At 58.1% G+C, this 19,907-nt stretch carries 19 protein-coding genes and 1 pseudogene; 11 read left to right on the top strand and 9 right to left on the bottom strand.

The genetic code is table 11. From position 1 onward, the window contains the following. Window positions 1–93: 93 nt before the first annotated feature. Window positions 94–408 carry an FtsB family cell division protein gene (locus D3Y57_RS05870; RefSeq protein WP_121152215.1) on the bottom strand — a complete coding sequence of 105 codons (315 nt, stop codon included), beginning with the start codon at window positions 406–408 and terminating at the stop codon, window positions 94–96. Between the two features lie 32 nt (window positions 409–440). Continuing rightward, window positions 441–1,727 carry a phosphopyruvate hydratase gene (gene eno / locus D3Y57_RS05865; protein WP_121152214.1) on the bottom strand — a complete coding sequence of 429 codons (1,287 nt, stop codon included), beginning with the start codon at window positions 1,725–1,727 and terminating at the stop codon, window positions 441–443. Between the two features lie 147 nt (window positions 1,728–1,874). Here eno and D3Y57_RS05860 point away from each other — a divergent pair, with 147 nt between their 5' ends. From D3Y57_RS05860 to D3Y57_RS05840, 5 genes are read left to right on the top strand one after another with little or no spacing between them, the layout of a single operon-like run. Then, entirely contained in the window at window positions 1,875–2,375 is a 501-nt protein-coding gene (locus D3Y57_RS05860) for a hypothetical protein (RefSeq protein WP_162986997.1), read from the top strand. 5 nt (window positions 2,376–2,380) lie between these two features. Then, complete coding sequence (locus D3Y57_RS05855; RefSeq protein WP_121152212.1) at window positions 2,381–2,761, top strand: phage holin family protein; 381 nt, start codon at window positions 2,381–2,383, stop codon at window positions 2,759–2,761. Then, a complete protein-coding gene (locus D3Y57_RS05850) occupies window positions 2,758–3,048 on the top strand; it encodes a hypothetical protein (RefSeq protein WP_121152211.1) in 291 nt (96 codons plus the stop codon). The genes D3Y57_RS05855 and D3Y57_RS05850 overlap by 4 nt, the downstream gene beginning before the upstream one ends. A 51-nt stretch (window positions 3,049–3,099) precedes the next feature. Next, the gene (locus D3Y57_RS05845) at window positions 3,100–3,600 is read left to right on the top strand and encodes a hypothetical protein (protein WP_121152210.1); all 501 of its coding nucleotides are present in this window, start codon (window positions 3,100–3,102) and stop codon (window positions 3,598–3,600) included. 43 nt (window positions 3,601–3,643) lie between these two features. Then, a complete protein-coding gene (locus tag D3Y57_RS05840) occupies window positions 3,644–3,868 on the top strand; it encodes a DUF4170 domain-containing protein (RefSeq protein WP_121155508.1) in 225 nt (74 codons plus the stop codon). Here the strand turns inward: D3Y57_RS05840 and D3Y57_RS05835 are convergent. From D3Y57_RS05835 to carA, 4 genes are all read right to left on the bottom strand, one after another. Further along, a complete protein-coding gene (locus tag D3Y57_RS05835; protein WP_239025949.1) occupies window positions 3,865–4,497 on the bottom strand; it encodes a rhomboid family intramembrane serine protease in 633 nt (210 codons plus the stop codon). The genes D3Y57_RS05840 and D3Y57_RS05835 overlap by 4 nt on opposite strands. Beyond that, the gene (greA, locus tag D3Y57_RS05830) at window positions 4,497–4,973 is read right to left on the bottom strand and encodes a transcription elongation factor GreA (protein ID WP_121152209.1); all 477 of its coding nucleotides are present in this window, start codon (window positions 4,971–4,973) and stop codon (window positions 4,497–4,499) included. The genes D3Y57_RS05835 and greA overlap by 1 nt, the downstream gene beginning before the upstream one ends. Window positions 4,974–5,047: 74 nt before the next feature. Continuing rightward, window positions 5,048–8,380: a carbamoyl-phosphate synthase large subunit gene (carB, locus tag D3Y57_RS05825; protein WP_121152208.1), complete on the bottom strand. Its 3,333-nt coding sequence runs from the start codon at window positions 8,378–8,380 to the stop codon at window positions 5,048–5,050. Further along, a complete protein-coding gene (carA, locus tag D3Y57_RS05820; RefSeq protein ID WP_121152207.1) occupies window positions 8,380–9,570 on the bottom strand; it encodes a glutamine-hydrolyzing carbamoyl-phosphate synthase small subunit in 1,191 nt (396 codons plus the stop codon). The genes carB and carA overlap by 1 nt, the downstream gene beginning before the upstream one ends. A 132-nt stretch (window positions 9,571–9,702) precedes the next feature. Here carA and D3Y57_RS05815 point away from each other — a divergent pair, with 132 nt between their 5' ends. The 5 genes and pseudogenes from D3Y57_RS05815 to D3Y57_RS05795 all read left to right on the top strand — a co-directional run bounded on the left by D3Y57_RS05815 (window position 9,703) and on the right by D3Y57_RS05795 (window position 15,834). After that, on the top strand, window positions 9,703–10,155 hold the full coding sequence (locus tag D3Y57_RS05815) for a GatB/YqeY domain-containing protein (RefSeq protein WP_121152206.1): 453 nt from the start codon (window positions 9,703–9,705) through the stop codon (window positions 10,153–10,155). A 10-nt stretch (window positions 10,156–10,165) separates the two neighbouring features. Further along, window positions 10,166–12,015 (top strand): annotated as a pseudogene (gene dnaG / locus D3Y57_RS05810) (DNA primase). Window positions 12,016–12,033: 18 nt separating this feature from the next. Next, window positions 12,034–14,064 (top strand): RNA polymerase sigma factor RpoD, encoded by a 2,031-nt coding sequence (rpoD, locus tag D3Y57_RS05805; RefSeq protein ID WP_121152205.1) that lies wholly within the window; start codon window positions 12,034–12,036, stop codon window positions 14,062–14,064. Window positions 14,065–14,218: 154 nt separating this feature from the next. Further along, window positions 14,219–14,917 carry a DUF6975 family protein gene (locus D3Y57_RS05800; protein ID WP_239025948.1) on the top strand — a complete coding sequence of 233 codons (699 nt, stop codon included), beginning with the start codon at window positions 14,219–14,221 and terminating at the stop codon, window positions 14,915–14,917. A 65-nt stretch (window positions 14,918–14,982) separates the two neighbouring features. Beyond that, window positions 14,983–15,834, top strand: coding sequence for an AAA family ATPase (locus D3Y57_RS05795; protein ID WP_121152204.1), 852 nt, complete (start codon window positions 14,983–14,985; stop codon window positions 15,832–15,834). A gap of 2 nt (window positions 15,835–15,836) precedes the next feature. Here D3Y57_RS05795 and D3Y57_RS05790 read toward each other — a convergent pair whose 3' ends face one another. Further along, window positions 15,837–17,237 (bottom strand): methyl-accepting chemotaxis protein, encoded by a 1,401-nt coding sequence (locus D3Y57_RS05790; protein WP_121152203.1) that lies wholly within the window; start codon window positions 17,235–17,237, stop codon window positions 15,837–15,839. Window positions 17,238–17,365: 128 nt separating this feature from the next. Between D3Y57_RS05790 and D3Y57_RS05785 the strand changes: the two genes are divergently transcribed. Then, window positions 17,366–18,544 (top strand): vWA domain-containing protein, encoded by a 1,179-nt coding sequence (locus tag D3Y57_RS05785; RefSeq protein WP_121152202.1) that lies wholly within the window; start codon window positions 17,366–17,368, stop codon window positions 18,542–18,544. Window positions 18,545–18,546: 2 nt separating this feature from the next. Here the strand turns inward: D3Y57_RS05785 and D3Y57_RS20090 are convergent, their stop codons facing one another. Beyond that, window positions 18,547–18,690: a hypothetical protein gene (locus D3Y57_RS20090; RefSeq protein WP_162986996.1), complete on the bottom strand. Its 144-nt coding sequence runs from the start codon at window positions 18,688–18,690 to the stop codon at window positions 18,547–18,549. Window positions 18,691–18,790: 100 nt separating this feature from the next. Next, on the bottom strand, window positions 18,791–19,879 hold the full coding sequence (locus D3Y57_RS05780; RefSeq protein WP_239026100.1) for an anhydro-N-acetylmuramic acid kinase: 1,089 nt from the start codon (window positions 19,877–19,879) through the stop codon (window positions 18,791–18,793). Between the last annotated feature and the right edge of the window lie 28 nt (window positions 19,880–19,907).

The following is a 19,907-nucleotide window of genomic DNA, read 5'->3' as shown; positions in this document are numbered from 1 at the left end:
CCTTTCGGGGTGAACCAGGGATTGCCCTTGATATAGGCGAGCGCCCGCGGGAGGCGCAACCATGACGGTACGGATTTATCCGTTTACCGAAACTCAGTTAAGCGGAACAACCACCTCGTCCGGGTGTGCGACGCCCAGGTCACGGCGAACCAGCTCATCGACCATGTCGGGGTTGGCATGACGCGGGTCGAGGAGTGCGACCCGGTTTGCCAAGACCATGTGATCATGTTCGAGCTTTGCCAGTTCGACGCGACGCGTGTCGAGGCGCTTCGTATATTCACCCCACGCAAGAATGCCGTTGGAGCCGAACAAAGCGTAACCTGCGAAAAACGCAACGATGACCAACGCGCCGGCAGGAAGCGCCGCCGCGCGTACGTTTGCCCAAGGGTTTCGTTTAGGCTGTGCCATCTAGCTCCTTGAATCACAGGCAGTTGGACGAATCAACTGTGAAATCGTGCAAATATCGATTTTCCCGCATATTTTGCGACGGGGCCGAGTTCTTCCTCAATGCGGATGAGCTGATTGTACTTCGCCAACCGGTCCGATCGCGCGAGGCTGCCCGTCTTGATCTGTCCGCAATTCGTCGCAACCGCCAGATCGGCAATCGTCGAATCCTCGGTTTCGCCCGAGCGATGCGACATGACGGCGCTATATCCGCCGCGCTGTGCCATCGATACGGCGTCTAGCGTTTCGGTCAACGTGCCGATCTGATTGACCTTAACCAGAAGCGAATTCGCCAGCCCCTTTGCCATCCCGTCCGAAAGCCGCTCGACATTGGTGACGAATAAGTCGTCCCCGACCAGTTGCACTTTCTTGCCGATCATATCGGTCAGCGCCTTCCAGCCTTCGAAATCGTCCTCGCTCATGCCATCCTCGATTGAGGCAATCGGATATCGAGCGGCAAGATCGGCAAGATAAGTGGCATTCTCCTGCGGGCTGCGAACAATGCCCTCCCCAGTGAAGCGATAAGCACCGTCACGGAAATATTCGGTGGCGGCACAATCGAGCGCTAGCATGACATCTTCACCCGGGCGGTATCCGGCCGCTTCGATCGACGCCATGATGAGGTCAAGTGCTTCAGGAGCAGAGGCTAGGTTTGGCGCGAATCCGCCTTCGTCGCCGACCGATGTCGAGAGGCCCTTGTCATGCAATTTGGCGCGCAGCGTATGGAAAATCTCCGACCCCATACGGATAGCATCAAAAATGCTGTCCGCACCGACCGGCATCACCATGAATTCCTGGAAATCGATAGGGTTGTCGGCGTGCATTCCACCATTGACGATGTTCATCATCGGCACCGGCAGCATATTCGCGCCAACGCCGCCCACATAACGATAGAGTGGTAGTCCGCGCGCATCTGCCGCAGCCTTCGCCACCGCAAGACTGACGCCAAGAATGGCATTCGCCCCGAACCGCGCCTTGTTATGCGTGCCATCGAGCGCGATCATCGCGGCGTCGATTTCGCCCTGGTCTTCGGCATCCATGCCGACGACTTCGCCCGCGATCTCATCGTTCACCGCATCCACCGCCTTGGTCACTCCCTTGCCCATAAAGCGGGTCTTGTCGCCATCACGCAACTCAACCGCTTCGTGTGCACCGGTCGAGGCGCCCGAGGGAACCGCCGCGCGACCGAAACTGCCGTCTTCGAGCAGCACATCGACCTCAACCGTCGGGTTTCCGCGACTGTCGATAATCGTGCGGGCGTGAACGTCGAGAATGGCGGTCATCGAGAAAGGCCTTTTTGCTACTATCTTGGATGGCCGCGCCCCTATCGAAGCTGCGGACTTTGTGCAAATAGACTAGCCACAAATGGAACCCGTCGCTCAGGCGTCCGTTTCAGCTCGATGCTGCCGTATAATGAAGGAAGATCGACGATGGCCGACAATAATTCCGCCGACGCCCCCAAAACCCGCAGGCGTGCCGTTCCTTCGGCAAGCGATATCGACGTCGGGACGGGATCGTCTTCGTCACAAAAAACGGCCTCGTCTGAAAGTGTAGCAACCGGAACATTTGCAAAGGTGAAAGCGCAAGCTGCCGGATTGGTCGATGAAGCGGCGGAGGTCGCGCGCAGTGCCGCCACGACTGGTAAAGATAAGGCTGCCGATGCTCTCGGTGGGCTTTCGAAGCTTGCTGAGGATGCCGCCAAGGCCGTCGATGACCGCCTCGGTGGAAACTATGGCGACTATGCGCGGCGGGCTTCGACCACAGTGTCCGATTTCGCCACCTCGCTCCAAAGCAAGGATGTCGATGCGATCATCGCAGACACCAAAGCCTTTGTGCGCAAAAGCCCCGTAGTTGCCATTGGTGCTGCCGCGGCGGTGGGTTTTTTGCTTACCCGCCTTATCAAGATCGGTTCGTCTGACCGCGACGCCTGAGCGCGATGCCGGGGGAAACGTCTGATAATAGCACTGCGGCGGCCGTTTCGGACGCTCCACGGCCCAGTTTAGGTGCGCTTTTCGCGCGTCTTATTCAGGAAGGTGAGGCGTTTATTCGCGCCGAAGTGCTGCTTTATCGCGCACAAGCAACTCGCAAAGCCTTTTCCGCTGGCCTTATCGTCGCGCTCGTTTGTGGGGCGCTCATGTTGGCGCAAGCGCTTATCGTGGCGGTACTGATCGGCATAATACTGACGATAGCGCCCTCGGTTGGCATGGGACGGTCTGTGTTGATCGTGGCTGCGGTGACTTTGGTGCTGATCGCTGTCTGTGGTTTCGTCGCTCGATCGAAAATTTCAGCGTTGCTCAAGCCTGAGGACGCGCCGTGAAAAACGAAGCCGATCTTCTGGTCAAATACGCCGAACGCGAGTCGGTTCGTTCGCGAGCGCGGTTCATGGCAACGCTCGCCGAAATTCGTCATCGCGCAGACCCCCGTGTGATTGCAGCGGAAGCGGCCGAAAACCTGCTCGGTCGTGCCAATCACTTACTCGACACAACGACGACGACTGTGCGGAGTCGCCCTGCCCTCTCGCTTGGTGGTTTGGCGGCTTTCGTAATTGCAGTTGGCCTTCGTGTCTGGGTCGCAAAAGGGAAAAAAGATTCGAATGCAACGTGATGCCCGATTGATCGTTCACCGGCATACTCCAATTCAAGACGAGGCAATTTCATGACCGACACTCAGCGCTCAAACACATCGACAGCGAACAACGCGCGGAAATCCGGGGCCAAGCGGGCGACTCAAGCCAAGCCTGTGGATGCCGCGCGCAAAGCGTTTGAGGATGGCACCGAAGCCGTCCGCCAACAGGCAACCGCAGCTTATGAAGCCAGTGCCGCCGCGATCGATAACGCCCCGTTAACCGCTTTGGCCGGTGCCATCGCCCTTGGAGCGGTTACGGCGGCGCTTATCCCGAATTCCGGACGCGAACTTCAGGCGCTTGGGCCGCTTGGCGATCGCGTTCGTGGCGCGTTGGACGGTGCGTATGATGCCGCGAAAACGGCGGGTGCGGAACATCTTACGGCTCGTGGCCTTACAGCAGCGGCGACAAGCTCAGGGGTCGGCGCATTACTCGGCAGCATCGTGAAGGCGGTGCTCGCGGCCAATGGCGCAGCCAAAGACGCACTTAAGCCGGAAGAGCCTGCGACCAAGGAAAATGCTTCCGCAGCTTAACAACGCGCTTGAACGACAGGCTCATGCCGCTACGGTCAGTGGCATGAGCAAACTTCATCTGGTTTTTGGCGGGCGGGTCAAGGATCCGCGCGTTCTCGAGTTCGATCCTGGCACTATCCAGACGGTCGGCATCTTCCCCGATTACAAGTCAGCCGAGAAAGCGTGGCGCAGTGCGGCACAGCGGACGGTCGACGATGCGGAAATGCGGTTCGTCGTTGTTCACCTTCACAAATTGCTTGAACCCGACACGCTGAAACCGGACGCTTAAGCGCGACGGTATCGCCAGGCGAGTAACGGTCGCGCCATTGCCAGGCCGACCAGAAATCCTCCGACGTGCGCGGCGGTTGCGATCTGATAACTGCCGCGCGACGTCGCAAAGCCCAGCAACCACTGTACGCCGGTCCATCCCGCCGCCAGCCAGAGCGCCCGCACCCAATGTGCCGGGATCGGACCGATCGCCCTCACCTCATTGCGACTGAACAGCAGTGCATAGACGGCCAGCACAGCCGAAATCGCACCGCTCGCGCCGATCATTGGCACAGAGGACGACGGATTTACGAGATACTGAGCAAAGGCCGCAGCCGCAGCGCCGATAATGTATAAAAGCGCCAGCGGTAACGCGCCAAGAACCTGTTCTACGGCACGTCCGCAATAAACCAGCATTACCAGATTGAACGCAATGTGGACGATGTCACCGTGGACCAATGTCGCAGTGAACGGCGTAAGCCAGTCAGGGACGATGAACCCGTCCGTGCTAATCGCAAAGCGCAGCGGTATGAAACCAGCCTGCTCCGCGACCCACGCGTTCGCCCCCATCAACTGGGCAACAATCCACGCCAGCGCGGTGACTATGGTTAATGAAATAGTCAGCCGCGCCGTCCGGTGCGGTGGCATCATCAGATAAACTCGATTTTGGAAACCTGATAATATTTGTCACCCGACGGCACTGTGACCTCGATGTCCTCATCGATCTTGCGCCCGATCAACGCACGACCGAGCGGCGAATTGTATGAAATCCGCCCCGATTTGGCATCCGCCTCGGTCTGTCCGACAATCTGATATTTCACGGGCTTTTCATCTTCGTCGAGCAACGTCACCGTTGCGCCGAAAACGATCTTGTCGCCTGACAGCGTTGTAGGGTCGATCACGACAGCGCGAGACAGCCGGTCTTCGATATCGCTGATCATCGCCTCGACCTGACCCTGACGCTCCTTGGCGGCGTGGTATTCGGCGTTCTCGGACAGATCGCCGTGAGCGCGTGCTTCCTCGATCGAATCGATGATCTCGGGACGCTCTGCCTTAAGGCGAGACAAGTCCGCGATCAGCATCCGTTGCCCTTCGATCAGCATCGGCATCTTTTCGGCAGTTGCCATAAACGTCCCAGTCCCTGTTCAAATCTTACCCGGCAATAATATTACAGCACTCACCCGCTACAAGCCGCCCGGGTTCAGCTTGCCAGCCGTAGATGATAAGATTGCAACGTCCGCACTTCAAGTCCGCGCCCTCGTAAAGCGGCAATTGCCTGCGCTGCCGCGACCGAAGCCTGCGCTGTGGTGAAGGACGGAACTTTGCTCATCAGGGCCGAACGGCGGATGCTTTCACTGTCCTTGAGCGATTGCTGGCCCTCGGTCGTGTTGAAAATCATTGCGATATCGCCGTCCTTGATCCGGTCGACGATATGCGGTCGGCCTTCGGCAACCTTGTTCACGCGCTCGACCGTAATACCCTCGGCCTCGAGGTAGTTGGCAGTCCCGCTGGTCGCGACGATCGTGAAGCCCAGTTCGACCAGCTGGCGGACGGCAGGCAATATAATCGGCTTGTCGGTATCCTTGACCGAAACGAATACCCTACCCGATTGTGGCAAGGTAACACCTGCGCCCAGTTGCGCCTTTGCAAAAGCCGTTGCGAAATCATTATCGATTCCCATGACTTCGCCGGTAGATTTCATTTCTGGACTCAGCACCGGATCGACGCCGGCGAAGCGTGCGAACGGGAAGACCGCCTCTTTCACCGCGATATAAGGGATGTCGAGATCAATCTTCGGCAAGTCAGCAAGCATTTCGCCAGCCATCACCCGTGCGGCGATCTTGGCGATGGGCGAACCGATTGCCTTGGCGACGAATGGCACTGTTCGCGAAGCGCGCGGGTTGACCTCGATTATATAAACCGCGCCATCCTTGACCGCGAACTGGACGTTCATGAGGCCCTTCACCGACAGCGCGCGCGCCAACACTTCGGTCTGACGCGCGATCTCGGTAACGATGTCTGCGCTGAGGCTATAGGGAGGCAGACTGCACGCCGAATCTCCGGAATGGACGCCAGCTTCTTCGATATGCTGGAGAATTCCAGCGACGACGACATCAACTCCATCGGCGATCGCATCGACGTCAACTTCCACGGCATCACGCAGATAACGGTCGATCAGAACCGGCGCATCGCCCGAAACCTGAACCGCCGTCGCGATGTAATGATCGAGCTGGGCCGTAGAATCGACGATTTCCATCGCGCGTCCACCCAGCACGAAGCTTGGGCGCATCAGCACCGGGTAGCCGATCCGTTCGGCTACGGCGACCGCTTCGTCGCGATTGCGGGCCAAACCATTTTCAGGCTGTTTCAGGTCCAGTTTGGTGATGAGATCGGCGAATTGCTCACGATCTTCGGCAAGATCGATTGCAGCGGGCGACGTTCCCAAAATTGGAATGCCAGAAGCCTCCAGCGCGCGCGCCAGATTGAGCGGGGTCTGCCCTCCGAACTGTACGATTACACCCTTTAGCGTGCCGTTTTTTTGTTCGACATGCAGGATTTCCAGCACGTCCTCGGCGGTCAGTGGCTCGAAATACAGCCGGTCGGACGTGTCATAGTCGGTCGAAACCGTTTCCGGGTTACAGTTGACCATGATCGTTTCGTAGCCAGCGTCCGACAGCGCAAAGCACGCGTGGCAGCAACAGTAATCGAACTCGATCCCCTGGCCGATCCGGTTCGGTCCGCCACCAAGAATGACGATCTTTTCACGATCGGTTGGCTGGCTCTCGCACTCGGGTTCGCCGAACGTGGGCGCTTCATAGGTCGAGTACATATACGGAGTTTTCGCCGCGAACTCAGCCGCGCAGGTGTCGATCCGTTTGAACACCGGCCGCACACCGAGCTTATGCCGCAACGCACGCACTTCTTCCTCGGTGATCCCGCCGGTCATTGCCTTGACCGTCTCGTGGATCAGGCCAGATCCGCGGGCGATACTGCGTTCCATGCCACGGAGATTGGCTGATTGCAGCGCAAGGAAAGCCAGTCGCTTGTCCGAAAAACCCATTGCCTTCAGGCGGCGCATCGCATCCGCATCCTGCGGCAGGCCCTGCGCCATGACTTCACGTTCGGCGACGATGATCTCTTCCATCCGCTCAAGAAACCACGGATCGTATTTCGCGATCGCGTGAACCTCTGCAACGGTGAAGCCCTCTCGCAAAGCCTGAGCCGCAACCAGCAATCGGTCAGGCGTCGGGCGTGCAAGTTCAGCTGTGATGTCGTCCTTTGAGGCTCCGGCGAGTGCATCGACGAAATTCAGACCGGACAATCCGGTTTCGAGGCCGCGCAAAGCCTTTTGCAAAGATTCATGGATATTCCGCCCGATTGCCATGACTTCGCCGACGCTTTTCATAGCGGTGGACAACAGTGGCTCGGCACCCTTGAACTTTTCAAAAGCAAAGCGCGGGATTTTCGTAACGACGTAATCAATGGTGGGTTCGAACGATGCAGGGGTCGCACCGGTGATGTCGTTCTGAACCTCGTCCAGCGTGTAGCCGACGGCCAGCAACGCCGCGACCTTGGCGATCGGAAAGCCCGTTGCCTTGGATGCCAGCGCCGACGACCGCGAAACGCGCGGGTTCATCTCGATCACGACCAGCCGCCCGTCCTTCGGATCGACTGCGAACTGTACGTTGGAACCGCCTGTTTCGACGCCGATTTCACGCAGGCAAGCGACGCTTGCGTTGCGCATTATCTGATATTCCTTGTCAGTCAGCGTCAGTGCGGGCGCGACAGTGATGCTGTCCCCGGTATGTACGCCCATTGGGTCGATATTTTCGATCGAACAGATGATGATGCAATTGTCGTTGCGGTCGCGGACGACCTCCATTTCATATTCTTTCCAGCCGAGCACCGATTCCTCGATCAGCACTTCGGTGGTCGGCGAGGCATCGAGGCCGCCGGTTACGATCTGGACGAATTCGTCCTTGTTATATGCGATACCGCCGCCGGTGCCGCCCATCGTGAAGCTGGGACGAATGATCGCGGGCAAGCCGACATGCTCCAGCGCAGCCAGCGCCTCGTCCAGCGTGTGTGCAACGTCCGAACGAGGGCTTTCGAGGCCGATCTTGTCCATCGCCTGCCGGAACTTCATCCGGTCCTCGGCCTTGTCGATCGCTTCGGCATCGGCACCGATCATCTCCACGCCGTATTTCGCCAGCGTGCCATCATTGAACAGTGCAAGCGCCGTGTTCAGCGCGGTCTGCCCACCCATCGTCGGCAGAACGGCATCGGGGCGTTCTTTCTCGATGATCTTCGCCACGATTTCGGGCGTGATCGGCTCGATATAAGTCGCATCCGCCAGTTCGGGATCAGTCATGATCGTCGCCGGATTCGAATTGACGAGGATGATCCGGTAGCCCTCAGCCTTCAGCGCCTTGACCGCTTGCGTGCCCGAATAATCGAACTCGCAAGCCTGGCCGATGACGATGGGACCGGCACCGATGATGAGAATGGATTTAATGTCAGTGCGTTTGGGCATCAGATATTGCCGTTCATTGCAGGTTTTTTGCCAAGTTCACTCACGAACCGTTCGAACAGATAGTGGCTGTCCTGCGGGCCGGGGCTGGCTTCGGGGTGATATTGTACGGAAAAAGCGCGCGCGTCGGTTAGTGCGAGTCCGGCGAGCGAGCCATCGAACAGGCTGATGTGCGTTGGCCTGGCGTTGGCGGGCAGAGAGTCGGCATCGACCGCAAAGCCGTGGTTCATGCTGGTGATCTCGACACGGCCATCGTCCAGTCGCTTGACCGGATGGTTTGCGCCGCGATGGCCCTGAAACATCTTCACCGTCTTCGCGCCCGCTGCCAGGCCGAGGAGCTGATGGCCGAGGCAGATGCCAAAGATAGGGGTGTCGGCGGCGATTAACTGCTGGATGACGGGGACCGCATAGACGCCCGTTGCCGCCGGATCCCCAGGACCGTTCGACAGGAATACACCGTCGGGTTTGTGGGCGGCGATGTCGTTATAGGTGGCGGTGGCTGGAACCACGGTGACGCGCGCGCCTGCTGCGATCAGGTTGCGGAGGATGTTGCGTTTCAGGCCGTAGTCGATGGCAACGACATGGGGTTTGGTGTCGGACGCGTTCCCCGCGTCATATCCCTGCCCCAGCGTCCACAGACCTTCTTCCCATGTATAGGATTGCAGGGCGGAAACCTGTTTCGCCAGATCCATTCCTTCTAGCCCTGCCCAGGCCTTTGCCTGAGCCAGCAGAGCAGGAACGTCGAACTCACCGGTCGCCGAATGGGCGATCACGGCGTTCGGAGCGCCAGCCTCACGAATACGCCGGGTCAACGCCCGAGTATCCACGCCAGCCAGTCCGATGCGGCCGTTCGTTTTCATCCACTGGTCGAAATGCGACGTGCTGCGGAAATTCGATGGCGCAGTCACATCCTCGCGGACGATGCAGCCCAGCGCGTGCGGGTTGGTCGCCTCGAGGTCTTCCGGATTGGACCCGACGTTGCCGATATGCGGAAATGTGAACGTCACGATCTGCCCGGCGTAGGACGGATCGGTCATCACTTCCTGATAACCGGTCATGGCGGTGTTGAAACACACCTCACCGACCGCAGCGCCCTCGGCGCCGAAGCCGCGGCCATAGATAGTTGTACCATCTGCAAACACGAGAATCCCGGTCGCTATGTTGGTGGCGCGCGAAGTTTGGGCGTCGGCCATGCGGGCGGGCACTCCTTGGGGGTTGAGCAGCGATGTCGCTAAGATTGGGCCGATAAGCGCAGCGCGCCTCCGGGTCAATTCTGGTAACGAAACTGCAATGCGGTTAAGGGATAGGTTTCCGAAAGAGAACTGATGATTCGAGACGAAATCCAGGCGGCACAGATCGTGTCGATGAAGGCCCGTGACGCTGAGACATTGGCAACGGTGCGCCTGATCCAGTCAGCCGTGAAGAACCGCGATATCGAGGCGCGGACCGGCAAGGCACCTGCCGACGATGATACAATGGTGGTCGAAGTGCTGCAAAAAATGGTTAAGCAGCGCCGCGAATCGATCGAGATGTTTACCAACGGTGGTCGTCAGGAACTCGCCGACAAGGAAGCCGCCGAGATTGCGGTGATCGAACGGTTTTTGCCCGCGCAGATGAGTGAAGACGATACGCGACTGACGATCGAGGCGATCAAGGTCGAGCTTGGTGCGATCGGCGTGAAGGATATGGGCCGCGTTATGGCGACTCTGAAGGAGCGTCACGCGAGCCAGTTGGATATGAGCAAGGCCAGCGCGCTGGTTAAGGCATCGCTGGCTTAACGCTGGGGGCATGATCTCCCCCCAATTCCTCGACGAACTCCGCACTCGGACAATGTTGTCGGCGCTCGTTGGTCGCACGCTGAAGCTTCAGCGTGCGGGGCGCGAGTTCAAAGCCTGCTGTCCTTTTCATAACGAAAAGTCCCCCAGCTTTTACGTCAACGATGATAAGGGCTTTTACCATTGCTTCGGCTGCTCGGCGCACGGCGACGCCATACGCTGGCTGACCGAGGCAAAGGGCTTGCCCTTTATGGACGCGGTCAAGGAACTTGCCGCAGCAGCCGGAATGGACGTCCCCGCGCCCGATCCGCGCAGTGCCGAACGTGCCGAGGTTGCGAACTCGCTTTACGATGTCATGACCGTCGCACAGGCGTGGTTTGTCGAGCAACTTGCCGGGATATCCGGGGCGGATGCCCGCACCTATCTGGGCCAACGTGGCATCGACACCGCAACAGCGACTGCGTTCGGCATCGGCTTTGCCCCGACAGTCGCGGCAAGCTGAAAACCGCCCTCGCCTCTTTTGGTAATGAAAAGCTCATCGAATCGGGCCTGTTGATCTCTGTTGAGGAAAAAGACCCTTACGATCGGTTCCGCGGCCGCCTGATGATTCCGATTCGCGACCCGCGGGGTCGTGTTATCGCGTTTGGCGGGCGCATTCTTGGGCCGGGCGAGCCGAAATATCTAAACTCCCCCGACACGCCGCTCTTTGACAAAGGCCGCACACTCTACAACCTCGACCGCGCTGGCGGCCCCGCGCGTAAGGCAGATCGTCTGATCGTCGTCGAAGGCTATATGGACGCCATCGCGCTTGCTCAGGCGGACGTCGAGGAGGTCGTTGCCCCTCTCGGCACAGCGCTCACCGAATTTCAGCTCGAGCGGCTTTGGCGACTGGTCGATGTCCCTCTGCTTTGCTTTGATGGAGACAGTGCGGGACAGAAGGCGGCAATGCGTGCCGCCGTGCGTGCCTTGCCGATGCTTGCCCCCGGCAAATCGCTGGGTTTTGTCCTGTTACCCAAGGGGCAAGACCCCGACGATCTTGTCCGCAGCGGTGGACGGAAGGCAGTGGAGGGCGTGTTCGAGGCCGCGCGGCCGCTGGTCGAACATATATGGCAGACTGAGTATGATGCTGCTCCCTTGCGTACTCCAGAGGCCAAAGCGGGGCTAAAACAACGCATAGACGCCCATGTCGCGACGATCGCCGATGATGACGTCCGCCGCCACTACGCCCGCGAAATGCGCGAACGATTCGACGCCGCATTTTTTGCCGAACGTGAGCGCAGGCCGTTCGTAAAGGGCAAGCCGTATCAGAAGGGAGTCAAACCGCGCGAGCGACAAGTGCCCCCGCTGGACAGTGTGAAAGCCATGCAGAGTCGCGGAATCGACCCGATGTACGAGCGGCCGATCATGGCGGGTCTGGTGCTCCATCCGTCGATCGTACTGACCTGTGGTGAGACGCTGTCATCGATCGTGATGAGCGACATGACACTCGATCTTTTGAGAAATGTGCTGCTTGAAGCGGCATATGAAGGCGATCTCGTTGAAATCGGTCGCGTCGACACCATATGCCAATCTGCGGGGCTTTCCGGTGTGTTGGAGGAGTTGCGCTCATCGAATAGTCACAATCGCCTTGCCTTTTCGTTTTTGCGAAGCAATGCCGAACCGGAACGTGCGCGTCGCGATCTGGCAATGTTGATTGAGGCGGCGACGGCTCGTCCCGAACTGGCAGAAGCGCTGGCAGCAGCGACTGCCCGGGTTGCGGCGGGTGGCGATGAAGAAAGCTTTGCGGAACAAGCGCGATTGAACCGCGCATTCAGCGAGGCAAAAGAAACCTTGATGTCCCTTATGGGATATGATGACGATTAGACGGGATACGAAGACCAGATGGTGAAAGCGACCACGGCGGAAGCGCCCGACACGACCGAAGCGGGTGATGCGCCCCTGATCGACCTGAACGATGCTGAGCTCAAAAAGCTCATCGCGCGGGCGAAAAAGCGTGGCTACATCACTTACGATCAGTTGAACGAGGCTTTGCCGCAGGACCAGATGTCCTCCGATCAGCTTGAGGACGTGATGTCCGCGCTGAACGAGATGGGCGTCAATATCGTCGAAAATGACGAAGCTGGCGAAGATGGCGACGAAGCCGAAAAAGACGAGGACGAAGTTGTCTCGGTCGATGCCGATGATGGCAGCGGACACGTCGCGGAAAAGGTCGTCAAGGTCACCGACCGCACCGACGATCCGGTTCGCATGTACCTTCGCGAAATGGGCGCGGTCGAACTGCTCAGCCGCGAGGGCGAAATCGCCATCGCCAAGCGGATCGAAGCCGGTCGCGACACCATGATTCTAGGGCTGTGTGAAAGCCCGATTACTTTCCACGCGATCATCGACTGGTCGAACGCGCTGAACGAAGGCACGATGCAGTTGCGTGAGATCATCGATCTCGACGCGATGCTTTCGAAGGACCCTGCCCCGGAAGCCATGGCTGAAGACGGTGAAGAAGGTTCGGGCGAGATCAGCGAAAAGACCGCTGGCCCCTCGTTCAAGGAAGAAGAAGAGCCCGAGGAATCCGCGTCCGTCGATGAAGACGAGGAAGCGTTGACCGAACGACGCACGCCCCGCCAGTCGGATGATGAGGAAGAGGACAACACCCTCAGCCTCGCGCAGATGGAGGAGCAGTTAAAGCCTGCCGCTCTCGAAAAATTTGCGACGATTACAGCGCTCTACAAGAAGTTCGCGAAGGTTCAGCAAGCGCGCATCGAAGCGCTGGGCGTTGGCAACGACTTTCCAGCTTCAGACGAGCGCAAATATCACAAGCTGCGCGAAGAACTGACCGCCGAAGTCGAAAGCGTGCAGTTCCATAGCGGCAAGATCGAATATCTGGTCGATCAGCTTTACGCATATAACCGTCGCCTCACTGCTCTTGGCGGACAGATGTTGCGGCTGGCCGAGCGTCATAAGGTTCCGCGCAAGGCGTTTCTCGACAGCTATATCGACCATGAGTTGGACGAAACCTGGCTCGAACGCGCCCGGACGACTGACAAGAAATGGGCTGCTTTTGCGCTGGAAGAAGGCGCGGCTGTCGATCGCATCCGTGTCGAGATCGGTGAGATTTCGCAGGCGACCGGTATGTCGCTCAGCGAGTTCCGCCGCATCGTCAACACCGTGCAAAAGGCCGAACGCGAAGCGCGGATGGCAAAGAAGGAAATGGTCGAAGCGAACCTTCGCCTCGTGATTTCCATTGCAAAGAAATATACCAACCGCGGACTTCAGTTTCTGGATCTTATCCAAGAGGGCAATATCGGCCTGATGAAGGCCGTCGATAAATTCGAATATCGCCGTGGCTATAAGTTCAGCACCTATGCGACCTGGTGGATTCGCCAGGCGATCACGCGTTCGATTGCCGATCAGGCTAGGACGATCCGTATTCCGGTCCACATGATCGAAACGATCAATAAACTGGTTCGGACAAGTCGCCAGTTCCTTCATGAGCAGGGCCGCGAGCCTACGCCCGAAGAAATGGCTGAGCGTCTTTCCATGCCGCTGGAAAAAGTGCGCAAGGTGATGAAGATCGCCAAAGAACCGATTTCGCTCGAAACGCCTATCGGTGACGAGGAAGATTCGCATCTCGGTGACTTTATCGAAGACAAGAACGCAATCATCCCGGTTGATGCCGCTATTCAGGCGAATTTGAAGGAAACAGTGACTCGCGTGCTGGCTTCGCTGACTCCGCGTGAAGAGCGTGTGCTGCGGATGCGTTTCGGTATTGGCATGAACACCGACCATACATTGGAAGAAGTCGGTCAGCAGTTCAGCGTCACGCGCGAACGAATTCGTCAGATCGAGGCGAAGGCGCTTCGCAAGCTGAAACATCCAAGCCGCAGCCGTAAAATGCGCAGCTTTCTCGACCAATAATACGATCGGCCCCTTTCTGCCGCGCGGGAGGGGCCGGAACCGACGGAAAAACGCAAATCTTCTTGTATTCCTAACGCCATCTAAACCCTGTCTTTACGCCCTTCGGTATAGAAGCGTGTTGCACAGCGTTTTTGAGTGCAGTGAGGAACTGAAATTGGCCTTATTTTCATCGCCCGCTCAGCCGAAAGGGCGCCTTTCACAAGGTCAGGTACCAGCGATCGACACTTTGCTGTCGCTCGTTAGCGTAGAGGGCACCGCGGCCCATCGGTATCCGGTTTCCGAGGCTATGATGCGTGGTCCGGAGGCTGCGCGAAACGTAGCAGATGCCATCCATTATTTTTGTCTGCTGCATGGGCGCAGTCCAGGGGTCGTCGATCATGCGCTTGCTCGCACGACTGATGAGGCGCAGCGCAAGATCCTTGTGATGCTGGCCGACAGATTTGCCGATGAACGCGCATTTCTCGCCAAACTGGTGGTGGCCGTTGGTCCGTTGCCCAGCACTCCCGGTCAGGCAAATACCGAAACGGCGGTCCTGGCACAGCATCATGCGATTGATATGCTGGCCCAGTCCGATCGTGCAGGCTGTGCCCTTGGCGCGACTGTCGCTGTACTCACGGACTGGCTCGCCATCCGGGCTGTTTTGAACCATGCGGCAGAGCGGCTCTCGGTCGAGACACCCGATCTCGCCCTGCCCAATATTACCAAAATGCGTACTCTGATTGGCGACCTCACCATGACACCCGGTATGGAACGTGCGCTTGTTTTTGGCGGTCAGCAGATCGTGGCACAGCATCATGGTCTGTGGGATCTTCTGGAGGCGCGCAGTATCGCGCGAGAACAAGCGCTCCAGTAACTAACCTCTTGCTCTTGCCCCCTGCCCTCGCCTAACGATTTGACGTTAACGTCAAGGATACAGCGATGCGTTTTGAAGGCACCAGCGATTATATTGCCACCGACGACCTGAAGGTTGCCGTCAACGCAGCCGTCACTCTGCGTCGACCGCTGTTGATCAAGGGCGAACCCGGCACTGGTAAAACTGTTCTGGCGCACGAAATCGCCAAGGCTGCAAATGCGCCGCTGATCGAATGGCACGTCAAGTCCACGACAAAGGCGCATCAGGGCCTTTATGAATATGACGCCGTCGCCCGTCTTCGCGATGGGCAGTTGGGCGACGAGCGTGTCCACGACATCAAGAATTATATCCGTAAGGGTAAATTGTGGGAGGCGTTCACCTCACCTGTGTTGCCCGTCCTGCTGATCGACGAGATCGACAAGGCCGACATCGAATTTCCGAACGATCTGTTGCAGGAACTCGATCGGATGAGCTTTGACGTTTACGAGACGCACGAGACGATTGCGGCCAAGGAACGCCCCATCGTCGTGATTACGTCGAACAATGAAAAGGAATTGCCGGACGCATTTCTGCGCCGCTGCTTCTTCCATTATATAAAATTTCCTGACCGCGACACGATGCAGGCGATCATCGACGTCCACTTTCCCGGCATCCAGAAAATTCTGGTCAAGCGCGCGATGGATATCTTTTATGAAGTCCGGGACGTTCCCGGTCTAAAGAAAAAGCCTAGCACCAGTGAGTTGCTCGACTGGCTGAAGCTTTTGCTGAACGAGGACATGCCCCTCGACATCCTCCAGAACCGAGACCCGACCAAGGCGATCCCGCCGCTGCACGGTGCGCTGTTGAAAAACGAACAGGATATCATGTTGTTCGAACGCCTGGCATTCATGTCACGGCGGCAGGGCGCGAAAAATTAGGCTCAGTCCACGTAAGCGATCTCGAAATTGCCCCAGCGTCGCCCGTTTATAATGAGCGGGACGAAGCAGTTCTTGACCGGACGATAACCGTTGACTCCCAGATCCTGACGGTAAGTCGTCAGCATGAAATCTGCGGTTGAGGCGATCGCCCGCGCTGTCGCATCGTCCAGGAAATTGCATTTGTTGCGTGAATTCAGCGCGTTCCAAGCCGGGTCATTCGGACGCTGCTTTTGCGACTTCGACGATAGATGGGTCGGTAGGTAACCATTCACATCGGTTACTGCCGCCCCGATGATCCGTGGGTCCGATAGCGACACCCGATCCAATATGGGCTGGATCAGGCGATCGGCGGCTTCGTTGAAGCGATTGTCATATTGCTGAGGGTTCGATCCCTCGACCGGGCGGTAGGTCGTATCGAACACGTCAGCCGCAAAAATCTCGCGCTTTGCCAGTGCGGCCTCGATATTTTGCCGCACCTCCGTTCCGCTATCGAGCGCGAGATCGACAAAGCGGCGATCGTCCAGTGCAAAGCCCGAATGGACGATCAAATCGAGCATCTCGTTTGCCCGCGTCTCCAGATCCCCCATCCGCGAATGTGCCACGCCCAACAGAGTCTCGTTGGCACGCGCGTCTTCTGAAAAACCATCCAGTTCGTCGCCGACGCGGCAGACGCGTTTATGAATCATGTTAGTTGCGCGGGCGATATCCTCGGCCTGCGCATCCATCTGATCGACCAATGCCATGACTTCGGAAACTGTGCCGTTCACGCGGACAAAGGCTTTTTCCGCCGCAGTCGCGCGCGTCACGCCGTCGGTGAGGTCGCGCAGAAAGACGCCGCCTTCGCGATTCAGCGATTCCATCGTCATGCTGATTTCCACGGTCGCGCTCCGCGTATCCAACGCCAGTTTCTTAACCTCGGCCGCAACGACGGCGAAGGTGCGCCCTGCATCACCGGCTTTTTCGGCCTCGATCGCGGCGTTCAGCGCGAGCATATTCGTCGTTCTCGCAATCCGGTCGATTGTCTCGATCGTACGGCTTACCTGTGCCATTGCAGCACTGACGCTCGTCATCTGAAGCCCCATGCTCTTGACCAGCGCAGTGAGTTCACCGAATTCTGCAACCGAACGTGCGATAGTTTCGCCGCCCTCCGACAGCCGATTTCTTGCTCTTTCCGACAGTGTGCGGGCTTCGTCTGCGGCATCGGTCGCCTGCCGCTGATCGGCCTCCAATGATCCTACGACGTTCTGCAATTCGCCCAGTACGGCGACCTGACGCTTGATGCTCTCGGTAACGGCCATGACATGACCAGCTGCATCGGTGCAGCCCATTGCCAGCCCGCCCATCTCTCGTGCGGCCTTATCGACCAACTGCGGGTCCGCGACTTCAATGCGCTTTTCGATCATGCGATGCTTCCAGCCGAACTTGATTAGCTAAGAGCGATAAGGCCGATGTTTTGAGATGCCGTTAACCAGCGCCCCCATTGCTGCGCATTCGCTTGCCGTAAACGTAAAGCGCCGCCATAATCGACGGCATGTTTTTTAATTTTCTCGACGAGCTACGCGCGGCCGGAATTCCTGCCAGCATCAAGGAACACCTCGTCCTGCTCGAATCGCTCGATCGCGAAGTCATCGGTCGCACGCCGGAGGAGTTTTATTATCTGGCGCGCGCAACTTATGTGAAGGACGAAGGGCTGATCGACCGTTTCGATCAGGTTTTTGCCAAAGTGTTCAAGGGGATCGAAACGAGTTTCGCCGATGATAGGGCGGAAATACCCGAAGACTGGCTGAAAGCCGTGGCCGACAAATTCCTGACTTCCGAAGAGATGGAGGAGATCAAAAAACTCGGCTCTTGGGAAGAAATCATGGAGACTCTGCAAAAGAGGCTCGATGAACAGCAGGGGCGTCATCAGGGTGGCAGCAAATGGATTGGCACAGGGGGCACATCGCCGTTCGGCAACGCCGGTTACAATCCGGAAGGTGTACGAATCGGTGGTGAAAGCAAACACGGCAAGGCGCTGAAGGTCTGGGACAAACGCGAATTTAAAAACCTCGATTCGACGCGAGAACTGGGCACCCGCAATATCAAGATCGCACTGCGCCGCCTCCGCCGTTTTGCGCGAGAGGGCGCGGCTGAAGAACTCGACATGGATGGCACCATTGACGGGACGGCGCGGCAGGGCTGGCTTGATATAAAGATGCGGCCAGAGCGTCATAATGCGGTGAAACTGCTGCTGTTTCTCGACGTTGGAGGATCGATGGATCCACATATCAAGCTGTGCGAAGAACTGTTCAGCGCAGCCAATAGTGAGTTCAAAAATCTCGAGTTTTTCTACTTCCATAACTGCCCTTACGAGGGGCTATGGAAGGACAACCGCCGTCGTTTTACCGAGCGGACGCCGACATGGGACGTGCTTCATAAATACGGCCACGATTATAAGCTGATCTTCATCGGCGATGCGTCGATGTCGCCTTATGAAATCAGCCATCCGGGCGGATCGGTCGAGCATTTCAATGAAGAGTCGGGCACGACCTGGATGCAGCGTCTGACGACCACTTACCCGGCCGCCGCATGGTTGAATCCTTTGCCAAAGGCTCAGTGGGGCTATTCTCAGTCGATCACGATCATGCGCGAGCTATTGAATGACCGCATGTATCCGTTGACACTGGACGGCCTGGACGACGCAATGCGCGGACTGACCCGTAAGACCTGACGTTAGGCGCGTAGTTCCTGGACTTTCTGGAAATATGTAGCAGCCAGTTGAAGCCGACGCTCACGCGCTGCATCGGTGACGGCACGGGCAGCGGCCGCAGTTTCTTCAGCAGCGCGACGCGAATAAAAACGTAGGTCAGATGTCACAAAACCATCCCCAAACGACTCGATGAGGAATTGTTACACCGGGGATGGTTAATGAATAGTTGCTGTCGATAGCCCGCGCGTCGAATGCGACGAAATAAGATTACTCACTATGATGGACCACGCCGCCGGTCAAAGGTTCGGCGATGCCTGTCGTGCCCGGAAAGCTTATTGGCAGACCTTTAAGCGCCCGCACTGCCATGTAGGCAAAACCCTCCGCCTCCGTGGCATCGCCGTTCGCGCCCAATGCTTCAATGGGCTCGACGTACACGCCACACCGAGCGCTCAGCATTCGCATCAATATCGGATTGTGTCGTCCACCACCCGCAACGATGATCCGTGTTGGCAGCGCCGGGAGCAGCCGTAGAGCCAGCGCAACGCTCTCCGCAGTAAATGCTGTCAGAGTTGCCGCCCCATCGGCTGCAGCCAACCCCCGGACCGGCTGTATCGAAAAGTCACTGCGATCGAGCGATTTCGGTGGAGGTTCGTCGAAGAACGCGTTGTCGAGCATCGCCGCCAGCACCCCCTCATCGATACGGCCCGCTCCGGCCAGCGCACCACCATCATCGAACCGGGCACCGGTTTCGGCAGCGACCCAGTCATCGATCAGACTATTCGCGGGGCCAGTATCGAATGCCACGATCGCATCGCCATCGCCGATCCAGGTGATGTTTCCGACCCCGCCGAGGTTTAGCACAGCCACGGGTTTAGCCAGATTTGCCGTAAGTGCGCGGTGATAGACCGGCAGCAAAGGAGCGCCTTGCCCGCGTTGTGTAACGTCATTGCTGCGGAAATCCGAAACAGTGGTGATCTTCAGCGAATCGGCGAGGACTGCCCCGTCCCCGATCTGCCAGGTCCAGCCCCGGTCGGGCCGGTGTGCCACGGTTTGTCCATGGTAACCGATCACGCCGATCTGCTCAGTGGTTACATCCGCCGCCGCCATCAGTTTTCGGACTGCCATGACGTGCATCCGGTCGACAAGTGTTCCTGCCTCGACCAGCGCCGGGCTTGCCCGCGGACGTTCGAAAGTCAGGGCTTGCCGCGAAGCCTCCGCCAGTTGCGCTCTCGCTGCATCACTCCATTGTTCGCACCGAAATGCGATCGGTCGCACGATCCCGACACCGTCAGTTTCAATCAACGCCGCGTCAATACCGTCCAGCGACGTGCCCGACATCAATCCGATACTTAGCAAGCTACCCACGCGTCGACCCCCATGCTAA

Source organism: Sphingomonas paeninsulae (assembly GCF_003660165.1).
GTDB classification, from domain to species: Bacteria; Pseudomonadota; Alphaproteobacteria; order Sphingomonadales; family Sphingomonadaceae; genus Sphingomonas_O; species Sphingomonas_O paeninsulae.
The sequence above is the reverse complement of the archived record's forward strand: the minus strand, read 5'-3'. Positions and strand labels throughout refer to the sequence as shown.

Excerpts from the sequence above, each read along its gene's own strand:
- D3Y57_RS05870 (WP_121152215.1), bottom strand. The coding sequence starts at position 408 with ATGGCACAGCCTAAACGAAACCCTTGGGCAAACGTACGCGCGGCGGCG.
- eno (WP_121152214.1), bottom strand. The coding sequence starts at position 1,727 with ATGACCGCCATTCTCGACGTTCACGCCCGCACGATTATCGACAGTCGC.
- D3Y57_RS05860 (WP_162986997.1), top strand. The coding sequence starts at position 1,875 with ATGGCCGACAATAATTCCGCCGACGCCCCCAAAACCCGCAGGCGTGCC.
- D3Y57_RS05855 (WP_121152212.1), top strand. The coding sequence starts at position 2,381 with ATGCCGGGGGAAACGTCTGATAATAGCACTGCGGCGGCCGTTTCGGAC.
- D3Y57_RS05845 (WP_121152210.1), top strand. The coding sequence starts at position 3,100 with ATGACCGACACTCAGCGCTCAAACACATCGACAGCGAACAACGCGCGG.
- D3Y57_RS05840 (WP_121155508.1), top strand. The coding sequence starts at position 3,644 with ATGAGCAAACTTCATCTGGTTTTTGGCGGGCGGGTCAAGGATCCGCGC.
- D3Y57_RS05835 (WP_239025949.1), bottom strand. The coding sequence starts at position 4,497 with ATGATGCCACCGCACCGGACGGCGCGGCTGACTATTTCATTAACCATA.
- greA (WP_121152209.1), bottom strand. The coding sequence starts at position 4,973 with ATGGCAACTGCCGAAAAGATGCCGATGCTGATCGAAGGGCAACGGATG.
- carB (WP_121152208.1), bottom strand. The coding sequence starts at position 8,380 with ATGCCCAAACGCACTGACATTAAATCCATTCTCATCATCGGTGCCGGT.
- carA (WP_121152207.1), bottom strand. The coding sequence starts at position 9,570 with ATGGCCGACGCCCAAACTTCGCGCGCCACCAACATAGCGACCGGGATT.
- D3Y57_RS05815 (WP_121152206.1), top strand. The coding sequence starts at position 9,703 with ATGATTCGAGACGAAATCCAGGCGGCACAGATCGTGTCGATGAAGGCC.
- rpoD (WP_121152205.1), top strand. The coding sequence starts at position 12,034 with ATGGTGAAAGCGACCACGGCGGAAGCGCCCGACACGACCGAAGCGGGT.
- D3Y57_RS05795 (WP_121152204.1), top strand. The coding sequence starts at position 14,983 with ATGCGTTTTGAAGGCACCAGCGATTATATTGCCACCGACGACCTGAAG.
- D3Y57_RS05790 (WP_121152203.1), bottom strand. The coding sequence starts at position 17,237 with ATGATCGAAAAGCGCATTGAAGTCGCGGACCCGCAGTTGGTCGATAAG.
- D3Y57_RS05785 (WP_121152202.1), top strand. The coding sequence starts at position 17,366 with ATGTTTTTTAATTTTCTCGACGAGCTACGCGCGGCCGGAATTCCTGCC.